This window comes from Azospirillum sp. INR13, assembly GCF_015390205.1.
Classification (GTDB): domain Bacteria; phylum Pseudomonadota; class Alphaproteobacteria; order Azospirillales; family Azospirillaceae; genus Azospirillum.
In genome coordinates, this window is the sequence record NZ_VUOI01000040.1 from 24348 (window position 1) to 34753 (window position 10406).

Consider the following 10406-nt stretch of genomic DNA (forward strand, 5'->3'; position numbering starts at 1 on the left):
GGGTAATGGTGAAGCAGGAGGTCACGAGGCGGGGAAGGCTTCCAGCACGGCCTTGACCTGACGCTGGAAATCCTGGTCGGTGCGATAGCGCGTCACGACCGACTTGTCACGCTCCACGAAAAACAGCATGTCGTCGCGGCTGGGCAGCGCGCGCGGGTTCGGCTTCTCCAGCAGCTCGCCGTTCCAATCGATCCGGGCCATGAAATAAACTGCACGGGCGAACAGCATGAACAGCTTGTTGTCCGGCGCCAGCTTCTCCCGCCTCAGCAGCGCGAAGTAATAATAGTTCCGGCCATGGAAGTAGTTCGTATGGATCGCCTGCAGCGCCGCGAATTTTTCGTCCGGGCTATTGACCTTCTTGATCTGCTTTTCCAGCTTGAAGCCTGTGAAGAAATACTCCCGCGCCTCATGCTCGAAGGAAAAGGCGCTGCCCTTCATCAGGGCCATCTGCTCGCCATACCGCTTCAGCGCGCGGGTCATCAGCAGTTCGATGAACCGCCGCTCCGCCGCCAGCGCGTCGGGGATGTTCGGCAGCATCTCGAACACATGGCGCAGGTGATAGGGATGGCGCACGACGACGACCGGGACCGACAGCTTTTTCCGCTTCGCCGGCGCACGCTTTTCCGCCACCAGCGTCACGGCGGGCGACAGCGAGGCCATGGTCGCCTGGATGGTGTCGTACAGCTTCCAGCGCAGCCGGGTTTCCGCCGATTGGCTGCCCAGGTTCATCCGGGCGAGGAAACGCTTCACCCGGCTGCCGAACGTCTCCTTCGGCAGCTTGTGCGTCGGCAGGTTGGGCACGACCAGCGGGTTGCCCAATATGTCCGCCGGCGGAGGCAGCGGCTTGAAATTGAAGTATTTCCCGGTGACGACGCCCCGTCCGGCGCCGCCATTGCCCGCGTCGCCCATTCCACCCATCCCACGGTTGCCGCCCAACATCGAAGAAGCCGCCACCGACACCATCCGGATGCGAGATCCCGCCGCAGCGATACCCCATTCGCTTAGGATATAAAGGGTAACGCGAACGGAAGAAAGCCGCAGCGCGCGTCACCGGCAACTTCGTGACTTTTTCGCAACTGCGGTAGGGTCGGGGCCGGGCCGCCCTGTCGGGCCGGATTTATCGGTGTTACCGTTGCAACGGCGACCGCGGACCAAACCGGGGCGCGAACATCATCGAACAGGCATGAGGCGGGGTTTTCCATGGCGATCCACGTCGCACTGAATCACAAGACGATCTATCGCTACGACCGGCCGGTGTCCCTCGGCCCGCAGATCATCCGCCTGCGCCCGGCGCCCCATTGCCGGACGCCGATCCTCAGCTATTCGCTGAAGGTCACGCCGAAGCAGCATTTCCTGAACTGGCAGCAGGACCCGCAATCCAACTTCCAGGCCCGCTTCGTCTTCCCGGAAAAGACGCGCGAGTTCATCGTCGAGGTCGATCTGGTCGCCGAAATCGCCGCGATCAACCCCTTCGACTTCTTCCTGGAGGAGAAGGCGAACCACATCCCCTTCGCCTACGACGACTGGCTGCAGCGCGAGCTTCGCCCCTATCTGGAGACGGAGGAACCGGGGCCGGAACTGGCCGCCTATCTCAAGGCCATCCCGCGGGACAAGACGCCGACCATCGACTTCCTGGTCGCGGTGAACCAGCAGCTTCAGCAGGACATCGGCTATGTCATCCGGATGGAGCCGGGCATCCAGAGCTGCGCGGAGACGCTGACCAAGCGAACCGGGTCCTGCCGCGATTCGGCCTGGCTGCTGGTGCAGATCCTGCGCAACCTCGGACTCGCCGCCCGTTTCGTTTCCGGCTACCTGATCCAGCTGACCGCCGACCAGAAGGCGCTGGACGGCCCCTCCGGTCCGGAAAGCGACTTCACCGACCTGCATGCCTGGACCGAGGTGTTCCTGCCCGGCGCCGGCTGGGTCGGGCTGGACCCACCTCCGGCCTGCTGGCGGGCGAGGGGCACATCCCGCTGGCCTGCACGCCCGACGCCTCCTCCGCCGCTCCCATCTCGGGCCTCGTCGACGAGGCGGAGGTGGAGTTCGGCCACGAGATGTCGGTCACCCGCATCTACGAGGCGCCGCGCGTCACCAAGCCCTACACCGCGCAGCAATGGACGGCGATCGAAGCGTTGGGCCACCGGGTGGACGAGGATCTGAAGGCAGAGGACGTTCGCCTCACCATGGGCGGGGAGCCGACCTTCGTCTCCATCGACGACATGGACGGCGCCGAGTGGAACACCACCGCGCTGGGTCCGCAGAAGCGGAAGATGGCCGCCGACCTGATCCACCGTCTGATGGCCCGCTTCGCCCCTGGCGGCCTGCTGCATTTCGGCCAGGGCAAATGGTATCCCGGCGAATCGCTGCCGCGCTGGGCAATGACCCTCTACTGGCGGCGCGACGGCGAGGCGCTGTGGGCCAACAGCGACCTGCTGGCGCGCGAGGACACCGACTACGGCCACACCGCCCAGGATGCCGGCGTCTTCCTGATGGCGCTGGCGAAGCGGTTGGGCCTCGACCCGAACCTCGTGCTCGGCGCCTATGAGGACCCCTGGCATTATCTGCGCAAGGAGTCGCAGCTTCCGGTCAATGTCGATCCGCTGAACAGCAGGCTCGACGACAAGGAGGAGCGGGAGCGGCTGACCCGCGTCTTCACCCGCGGCTTGGCAGAGCCGGTGGGCTTCGTCATGCCGATCAACCGCCGCATGACCCAGCAGGGGCCGGTCTGGCTGTCCAGCACATGGCCGCTGCGCCAGGAGAAGCTGCTGCTGATCCCCGGCGACAGCCCGGTCGGCTACCGCCTGCCGCTGGGTTCCCTGCCCTGGGTGTCGAAATCCGACTATCCCTATGCCTGGGAGACCGACCCGTTCGAGGAGCGCGGCCCCTTGCCCCCGCATCCGGTCCAGCGCCGGCAGGAGATCCGCGGTGCCGTCCAGGAGTCCGACCGCGGCGTCCACACCGACAAGCGGATCGCCCAGCGCCAGCGCATCATGGCGGAGATCCGCGACGAACTGCCTGAACAAGGCAAGTCGGCCTGGTGGGTGGTGCGCACCGCCCTGAGCTGCGAGGCGCGCAACGGGCGCCTGCACCTGTTCATGCCGCCGATGAGCACGCTGGAAGACTATCTGGCGATGCTGGCGGAAATCGAGGCGACGGCGGTCGAGCTTGAGATGCCGGTGGTCATCGAAGGCTACCAGCCGCCGAAGGACCCGCGCCTGAACTCCCTGGCCGTCACCCCCGACCCCGGCGTGATCGAGGTGAACATCCATCCGGCCCACAGCTGGGACGATCTGGTGCGCAACACCATCGCCCTGTACGAGGATGCGCGCCAGTCCCGCCTGGGGGCGGAGAAGTTCATGATCGACGGGCGCCATTGCGGCACCGGCGGCGGCAACCATGTGGTGATGGGCGGCGCCACCGCGGCCGACAGTCCCTTCCTGCGCCGGCCCGACCTGCTGCGCAGCCTGATCACCTATTGGCAGAACCACCCTGCCCTGTCCTACGTCTTCTCCGGCCTGTTCATCGGCCCGACCAGTCAGGCCCCGCGGGTGGACGAGGCCCGCGACGACCAGCTCTATGAGCTGGAGATCGCCTTCAACCAGATCGATCAGGCGGCGGCGAGCGGCAATTGCCCGCCCTGGCTGGTCGACCGGGTGCTGCGCAACCTGCTGGTCGACGTGCAGGGCAACACCCACCGGGCGGAGTTCTGCATCGACAAGCTCTATTCGCCGGACAGCTCCACCGGGCGTCTCGGTCTCGTCGAGTTCCGCGCCTTCGAAATGCCGCCGCACGCGGAGATGAGCCTGACCCAGCAGCTTCTGATGCGGGCGCTGGTCGCGCGCTTCTGGAAGCATCCCTACAAGGGCCGGCTGGTGCGCTGGGGCACCGACCTGCACGACCGCTTCATGCTGCCGCATTTCGTCCAGCAGGACATGGCCGACGTGCTGCAGGATCTGCGCGACCACGGTTATCCGCTGGAAGACGGCTGGTTCGCACCGCACTTCAACTTCCGCTTCCCGGTCTACGGCCATGTCAGCCAGCGCGGCATCACCATGGAACTGCGCATGGCGCTGGAGCCCTGGCACGTCCTGGGCGAGGAGCCGGGCGGCGGCGGCACGGTGCGCTATGTCGACAGCTCGGTGGAGCGGGTGCAGGTGCGCGTCAGCGGCCTGATCGACGCCCGCCACGTCATCACCTGCAACGGCCGGCGCGTGCCGCTGATCCCGACCGGGGTGGAGGGCGAGTTCGTCGGCGGCGTGCGCTATCGCGCGTGGCAGCCGCCCTCCTGCCTGCATCCGACGATTCCCGTCCACACCCCGCTGATCTTCGACATCCTCGACAGCTGGGGCCGGCCGGTCGATCGGCGGCTGCACCTATCACGTCATGCATCCGGGCGGCCGCAACTACGAGACCTTCCCGGTCAACGCCAACGAGGCGGAAGGGCGCCGGCTGGCCCGCTTCTTCCCCTTCGGCCACACTCCCGGCCCGATGGACGCCCCGGCGGAGGAACGCAACCCGCAATTCCCGATGACGCTGGATCTGCGGCGGGGGTAAGTCTCCTCCTCCCATGCAACCGTTCCCTCCTTTCGGAAAGGGGACGGTTGCATGACCACCGCGACATCAACTTTTCAGCACCATAACGCGATATTATTTCGCGCGAATAGATTATCGGCATTACCCTCTTCGGTCGAAGGCCCACGCGCCACGCCACCGAAAAAGGGAACTATGGGGATGAAAACTCCCGTCTACGCGACCCTGGCCGCCACCGCGCTGCTGCTCGCCTCCTGCGCCGAACCGCCCAAGCCGCCCCGCCCCGTGCCGGTGAAGCCGCCGACCGAGATCAACGGCCTGTGGTATCTGGACCAGGGCTGGTCGCAGGAAGCCCGCCAGTGGTACTACACCACCACCCAGGGCTCGCAGATCATGCGCTATGACTGGTTCATGGCGCTGGAGGATCCGCAGACCAGGCAACCCTTCGTCAAGAGCATCCCCCGCTACGGCTATCCCGCCAACACGTCGGCCAACTGGAACCCCGACCTGCTGCCCGTCGGCTTCGTCAAGGACACCGATCCCGACAAGACCGAATGGTTCGGCATGACCTGCGCCGCCTGCCACACCGGCGACGTGACGGTGAACGGCAAGACCATGCGCATCGACGGCGCGGTCACCACCGGCGACCTCTATGGCTTCATCAGCGGGCTGAGCGACGCGGTCCACACCACGGTGACCAGCGACGCCGCCTTCCGGCCCTTCGCCACCCGCGTGCTGGGCGCCAACGCCACCGACCAGCAGAAGCTGGCGCTGTACGACGCGCTGAAGGACTTCGACCGCTCCTTCGCCGAATTCGTCGCGGCCAGCAAGCCCGATACGCCCTGGGGGCCGATGCGCACCGACGCCTTCGGCATGATCTTCAACCGCGTGTCGGCGATCGACCTGAACCTGCCGAAGAACAGCCGCGCCCCCAACGCGCCGGTCAGCTATCCCTACCTGTGGGACGCGGCGCACCAGCCGCGGGTGCAGTGGAACGGCCTGCTGGCGAACGCCACCGCCTTCGACGCGCTGGGCCGCAATGCCGGCGAGGTGCTGGGCGTTTTCGGCAAGGTGACGCTGAAGCCGCCGGCCGACGCCGCCCACTATTACTACAAGTCCACGGTCCGCGGCCGGAATCTGGTCGACATGGAGAACCAGCTGCGCAAGCTGCGGTCGCCCGCTTGGCCGGACAGCCTGGCCGGCGACGTCGACATCGTGAAGGCCGCGGCCGGCGAGCCGATCTACAAGGAAAACTGCGAGAGCTGCCACGCCATCCTGCCGCGCGGCGAGACCTACACCACGACCCCGATCCAGATGGTGCCGCTGTTCAACTGGGCGAAACCGGACGATGCGGTCGCGGTGGTCACGGCCTTCACCACCATCTGCACCAAGGGCGTCGATGCCGCGGTGGCGGCCAAGATGATCACGGTCAACTACGACGCCGATCCGAAGATGGCGGTCGATGCGCTGTGCCGCAAGGTCGACACCGGCGCCATCGCCAACGTCGCCATGCCGCCTCAGCTGCTCGGCGGCAAGCCGCTGGCGAACCCCGACCTCGCCGCCAACCTGTTGTCCAACGCGGTGATCGGCGCCATCTTCGGCGATCTGGTGCGCGAACCGGGCCTGCTGGTCGACCTGATGAAGGGCGACAACGCCCCGGCGCCGTGGCTGACCGCCAGCGCCCCCGCCGGCTGGTCGCCGGAGTCCCAGACGAAGGGCGGCACGCTGGACACCACGCCCTTCGTGAAGCCGGGCGCCAAGCAGACCGCCGACCACCAGAAGGTGATCGCCGCCCTGACCGACCGCGGTCAGACCAAGCCGACCGTCGGTGCCGTCCCGGCCGGCGGCAGCGCGGCGAAGGCCCAGGCGAAGGCCGCCGCGGCTCCCGCCAAGGCCGCCGCCTCCAGCACCCCTCCCTCCGACGCGGAGGCGCTGGCCGCCACCATCAAGCAGCTGATGGCCTACAAGGCGCGTCCGCTGGACGGCGTGTGGGCGACGGCGCCCTACATGCACAACGGGTCGGTCCCGAACCTGTACGAGATGCTGCTGCCGGCGTCCCAGCGGTCGGCGACCTTCCGCATGGGCAGCACCTCCATCGACCCGGTCAAGGTCGGCGTGGATTCCTCGGCGGCGGGCGCCACCTTCGTCTATGAAACGACGAAGCCCGGCAACCGCAACACCGGCCACGAGTTCGGCGCCGGCCTGACCGACGCGCAGCGCTGGCAGCTGCTGGAATACCTGAAGACGCTCTGATCTCCGGCGGTTTTCAGCAACATCCGGCAAGCCGGAGCGTCGCTTTTCGCGGCGCTCCGGTTTTTTCTTTGGCGGAGGCGAGCCGTCCGATTGCGAACTCTTTCCTCTTTCGGATTGGTTCGCCGGCCGCCAGCCTTGCATCGCAGCACGCGGACGTTCAGACTGTTGCTCCGTTCATAGGCAAAAAGCACCAGTCAGACCTTGTCCCAGCCCGATCAGCCTTTCCGCGCGCCGGCGTCCGTGGTCCCGTCGGGGATGCCGCCGGTTCCCTTCACACAGGGGTCGCTGTTCGGCGAGGCCGATGCCATCGGCTATGGCTCCGGCCAGGTCTATGACGAAATGGTGACCGGCCAGGGCCGGCTGCGGCCGCACTGGCAGACCTTCATGAGCACGCTGGGTCCCCTCGACGCCGACCAGATGGCGGAGCGGTGGGAGGAGGCGCGGCGGCTGCTGCACCAGAACGGCGTCACCTACAACATCTACGGCGATCCCAACGGGATGGAGCGGCCATGGCCGCTGGACATGATGCCGCTGCTGCTGCCGGCGCATGAATGGAAGGCCCTCGAATCGGGGCTGATCCAGCGCGCCTCGCTGCTGAACGCCATCCTGACCGACATCTACGGGCCGCAGACGCTGACCCGCTACGGCCGGTTGCCGCCATCGGTGATCCATGCCGACCCCGGATTCCGCCGCGCCGTCCACGGCATCCGCGTGCCCAACGACGTCCACCTGCATTTCTATGCCGTCGACCTCGCCCGCGCGCCGGACGGGCGCTGGTGGGTGCTGTCCGACCGCACCCAGGCGCCGAGCGGCAGCGGCTATGCGCTGGAAAACCGCGCGGTGATCGCCAAGGTGCTGCCCGACAGCTTCCGCCATTGCCAGGTGGAACGGCTGACCGGCTTCTTCGACACCTTCAAGGAAACGCTGCTGTCGCTGGCGCAGCGGGCGAACGGAACCGGCGGTGGCCGCAGCCTGCCGCGCGTGGTCCTGCTGACCCCCGGCCCCTACAACGAGACCTATTTCGAGCATGTCTATCTCGCCCGCTACCTCGGCCTGACCCTGGTGGAAGGTGCCGACCTTACGGTGCGCGACCGGACGGTCTACCTGAAGACCCTGTCCGGGCTGGAGCAGGTGGACGTGATCCTGCGCCGGCTCGACGCCGATTTCGCCGACCCGCTGGAATTGCGGGCCGACAGCTCGCTGGGCGTGGCCGGGCTGATCGAGGCGGTGCGCGCCGGCAATGTGGTGATGGCGAACGCGCTGGGCTCCGGCCTGATGGAATCGATGGCGATGAAATCGTCGCTGCCGACGCTCTGCCGCCATCTGCTGGGGGAGGAGCTGCGGCTGCCCGGCGTCGCCAGCTGGTGGTGCGGCAACGATGCCGAGCGCGCCTACGTCATCGACCATCTCGACGGGCTGGTCGTCAAGCCGGCCTTCCCCTCGCTGTCCTTCGAGCCGATCTTCGGCGCCCAGCTGTCGGCCGCCGAACGGTCGGCCCTGATCGAGCGGATCAAGCGCCGTCCCTGGTATTTCGTGGCGCAGGAGCAGATGGCGCTGTCCACCGCGCCGGTCTGGCAGGATGGCCGGCTGCAGCCGCGCCCGCTGGTGCTGCGCGTCTTCCTCTGCGCCACCCCCAGCGGCGGATATGCCGTCATGCCCGGCGGACTGACCCGCGTGTCCAGCGAATCCGGCCGGCTGGTGGTGTCGATGCAGAGCGGCGGCGGCAGCAAGGACACCTGGATCCTGGCGCCGCGGCGCGCCGACGTCGCCTCCACCCAGCCGCGGCCGGCCCTGGCGACGGAGCCGACGGCCAGCGGCGCCCGTCCGTCCGCCAACGACCTGCCCAGCCGCGTCGCCGACGGCCTCTACTGGCTCGGCCGCTATGCGGAACGGGCGGAGGGGGCTCTGCGCCTGCTCCGCGCGACGCAGAGCCGGCTGATCGACAGCAACATGCCCGGCGCCACCCTGCAGCTCCGCCCGCTGCTCGACCTGCTCTGCTCTATCGGGATGATCCCGGCCGACATGGCGCAGGTGACGGAAAGCGGCGCCAACCGCGGCCTGCGCGAGGCGCTGCACGCGGCGGTGAACGACCCGGACCATCCCAACAGCCTGCGCGCCCAGGTTCTGCGCCTGCACCGCACCGCCTATTCGGTGCGCGACCGCCTGTCGATGGACATGTGGCGGGTGGTGTCGGCCATCGACCGCCAGACCCAGCCGCCCAAGGGACGGATGGACGCGGCGTCGCTCCTGCTGCGGCTGGACGACGTGATGATCACGCTGGCCGCCTTCTCCGGCCTGGAGCAGGAGAGCATGACCCGCGGCGCCGGCTGGCGCTTCCTCGACATCGGACGGCGCATCGAACGGTCCCTGTACATGATCGCGCTGATGCGCGGCGTCCATGTCGCCGACCTGGAGCGCCTGGACGAACCGATGCAGGCGGCCACCCTGGCGGTCCTGCTGGAGCTCGGCGAAAGCGTGATGACCTACCGTGCCCGCCACCTGACCAGCGTCCAGCGCAGTTCCGTTCTCGACCTGCTGCTGGGAGAGGAAGCGAACCCCCGCGCGCTGGCCTTCCAGCTGGCCGCGCTCGACCGGCATATGCGGGCGCTGCCCAGCCAGGGCGTCGGGACCGGCACAGATCCCACCGGCGGGGCGCTGGCCATCATTGCCGCCGCACGCAAAGGGCTTGAGCGGACCGACGCGCTGGCCTCCGGCGAGGCGCTGCGGGCGCTGCTGGACACGCTGGCGATGTCTCTGCCGGACGTGTCGAACTTCCTGGCGCATGCCTATTTCAGCCATGCCTTCGCACGATCGGCCTGACCCGATGAACCCTCCCACTCCGCTTCCCGGCAGCAGCGGTTCCGCCACCCGCTACCGCGTGCGCCACGCCACCGCCTACGACTATGGCGAGGATGTACCGATCTCCCACCACCTGCTGCACCTGACCGCCCGCCCGCACCCGCGCCAGCGCATCCGCCGCAGCCTGCTGACCATCGATCCCGCCCCGGCGGTGCGCTCGGAGCGGGTGGATTATTTTGGCAATACCGTCACCTACGTCGCCGTGCAGGAGCCGCACCGGACCTTCTCGGTCATCGCGGAAAGCGAGGTCGAGGTGTTCGAGCCGCCGGCATTGGCACCCGACGACTCAGCCCCGTGGGAGCATGTGCGCGACAGCCTGCGCGGCCTGTCCGGCCCGGATGATGGGGCGGAAATCACGCAATACTGCTTCGACAGTGCGCTTGTCGCCTCCAGCCCGGATCTGCTGGACTATGCGCGGGTCAGCTATACCCCCGGCCGTCCGGCGGTCGCGGCGGCCATCGACCTGATGAACCGGATCAATCGGGAGTTCGCCTTCGACCCCGCCGCGACGACGGTCGCCACGCCGCTGGCGGCGGTGATGCGCAACCGCCGCGGCGTCTGCCAGGATTTCGCCCACATCGCCGTCGGCTGCGCCCGTGCCATGGGCCTGCCGGCCCGCTATGTGTCGGGATATCTGCGCACCCTGCCCCCGCCGGGCCGGCCGCGGCTGGTGGGCGCCGACGTCAGCCATGCCTGGACATCGGTCTGGTGCGGGGCCGCCGCCGGCTGGCTCGACATTTGCCCGACCAATGCCTGCGTCGCCA

At 68.0% G+C, this 10406-nt stretch carries 4 protein-coding genes and 1 pseudogene; 4 read left to right on the forward strand and 1 reads right to left on the reverse strand.

Going from position 1 to position 10406, the window contains the following annotated elements:
• Positions 1-21 precede the first annotated feature (21 nt).
• The gene (locus F1643_RS19645; protein ID WP_255543077.1) at positions 22-909 is read right to left on the reverse strand and encodes a hypothetical protein; all 888 of its coding nucleotides are present in this window, start codon (positions 907-909) and stop codon (positions 22-24) included.
• Positions 910-1200: 291 nt separating this feature from the next.
• Between F1643_RS19645 and F1643_RS19650 the strand changes: the two are divergent.
• From F1643_RS19650 to F1643_RS19665, 4 genes and pseudogenes are all read left to right on the forward strand, one after another.
• Positions 1201-4554, forward strand: a pseudogene (locus F1643_RS19650) (DUF2126 domain-containing protein).
• Positions 4555-4731: 177 nt separating this feature from the next.
• On the forward strand, positions 4732-6783 hold the full coding sequence (locus F1643_RS19655; protein WP_194914946.1) for a di-heme-cytochrome C peroxidase: 2052 nt from the start codon (positions 4732-4734) through the stop codon (positions 6781-6783).
• A 255-nt stretch (positions 6784-7038) separates the two neighbouring features.
• Entirely contained in the window at positions 7039-9603 is a 2565-nt protein-coding gene (locus tag F1643_RS19660; protein ID WP_194914947.1) for a circularly permuted type 2 ATP-grasp protein, read from the forward strand.
• 4 nt (positions 9604-9607) lie between these two features.
• A partial coding sequence (locus tag F1643_RS19665; RefSeq protein WP_194914948.1) for a transglutaminase family protein occupies positions 9608-10406 on the forward strand: 799 nt, incomplete at its 3' end.

What these genes read in the sequence shown, in the direction of transcription:
- F1643_RS19645 (WP_255543077.1), bottom strand. Translation starts at nt 909, where the DNA reads ATGGGCGACGCGGGCAATGGCGGCGCCGGACGGGGCGTCGTCACCGGG.
- F1643_RS19655 (WP_194914946.1), top strand. Translation starts at nt 4,732, where the DNA reads ATGAAAACTCCCGTCTACGCGACCCTGGCCGCCACCGCGCTGCTGCTC.
- F1643_RS19660 (WP_194914947.1), top strand. Translation starts at nt 7,039, where the DNA reads ATGCCGCCGGTTCCCTTCACACAGGGGTCGCTGTTCGGCGAGGCCGAT.